The sequence below is a fragment of the Streptomyces sp. NPDC059696 genome (assembly GCF_042733745.1).
GTDB lineage: Bacteria > Actinomycetota > Actinomycetes > Streptomycetales > Streptomycetaceae > Streptomyces.
The window spans coordinates 1-1,443 of the sequence record NZ_JBHWFG010000108.1; the positions used below are offsets into that span (position 1 = coordinate 1).

Below are 1,443 nucleotides of genomic sequence, written 5' to 3' on the forward strand. Positions count from 1 at the left end.
GGAGTAGGAGCCGTCGGCACCCGTGATGCAACGTCCGACGCCGGTGAAGTTGGGATCCAGCGGGGCGGGGTGCTGGTCCCGCTTGTGGATGTAGCGGCCCGATGCGTTGGCCTGCCAGATTTCCACCAGCTGGCCGGCAACCGGGCGGCCGTCACCATCAAGGACGCGGCCGGCCACGATGATGCGCTCACCCTGCGGCTCGCCGTTGTGCTGGATGGTCAGGTCCGATTCCAGCGCGTGCACATCCTGGTGTCCGAACGCGGGCGAGTAGAGCTCGATCGTCTCCGGGTCCGCGTGGTGCAGGCTCTTGGTGGGGTGCCGCAGGATGCTGCTGCGATACGGAGCGTAGTCCAGGCGCGGCATGGTTTCCGGCGCCTTGCCGTTCTTCAAGGCCTCGGCGTACCGGTCTCCGATGGACTTGATCTCAGCACTGAGATCCCCTTGGGTTTCCACTTTCTTGGAATCGTGCGCGGCATGCGGCTCAGCGGGCGGCACGAGTTCCTCGGATTCTTCGAGAGCTTGTGCAGTGGTGTCTTGCGGCACAGCCGGCTCCTTTCGGTTGGTGGGTTCTTTGTCAGGTCCAGGCAGCTATGCCCGGTGGAGTGAGTCGTATTGGACGGCGTGGCGGACGGGGGCGTTCGGGGCTCCGTAGCCGTCGTAGTTGCCGCGGCGCTCCACCATTTCGAAGAACACGCTGCCCACAGTGGCGGTGTAGAAGTGGAGGAATTCGCCGTTGGCGTCCCGGTCATACAGCAGGTTGAGTTCCTGGAGGGTGGCCAGGAAGCCGGGTTCAAGATCGAACCGGGCGTCCAGGTCCTCGTAGTAATTGGCCGGAATCTGCAGGAACTCAAGGCCACGATCGCGGGCGGACCGGGCCGTGGCCACGAGGTCCCCCACAGCGAACGCGATGTGTTCCTGATAAGTCTTGGGTGTGGATGCCTGCTGCACTGGAGCCAGATTGAGCACCAGCCGGACCGCGCCATCAGTGGTTTCCATGACCTGCGAGCGCACCAGGCCGCTGGGGCTCGGGACCTCCGCGAACGGCTGCGGTTCCAGGGCCAGCGCGCTGGTGTAGAAGAGGACGGCTTCGTCGAAGTGCTGCCAGGGCTGGGCCAGGTTTACGTGGTCAATCACGGCGCTTTGATGTGCGCGGGGGTGTTCCAGCCCCTCGCCGAACTCGTGGGTCCACGCGGCGGTGCCGTCCGGGCTTCCCTGACACAGGAAGATTTCGGTGGAGTCCGGAGCGGAGATGCCTTGGAAGACTTCTTCGTCGGCCTGGACTTTGCGCGCAACCACGGGCGCCTTGAGTTGCTGGGCGCGAGCGGAGGCAATCACTGGCGAATCGACGTCGAACCCCAAAGCGGCGATAGCCGGTTCCGAGTGCGAGGCCGCCTGCTCGTTGATGATCACGCGGGCCTGGCCCATGGTCCAGAGCTGGACGTC

At 64.9% G+C, this 1,443-nt stretch carries 2 pseudogenes; both read right to left on the minus strand.

Going from position 1 to position 1,443, the window contains the following annotated elements:
- Positions 1-543, minus strand: a pseudogene (locus tag ACFV20_RS36925) (hypothetical protein); the annotation flags it as partial.
- Positions 544-588: 45 nt separating this feature from the next.
- A pseudogene (locus ACFV20_RS36930) lies at positions 589-1,443 on the minus strand (sugar phosphate isomerase/epimerase and 4-hydroxyphenylpyruvate domain-containing protein); the annotation flags it as partial.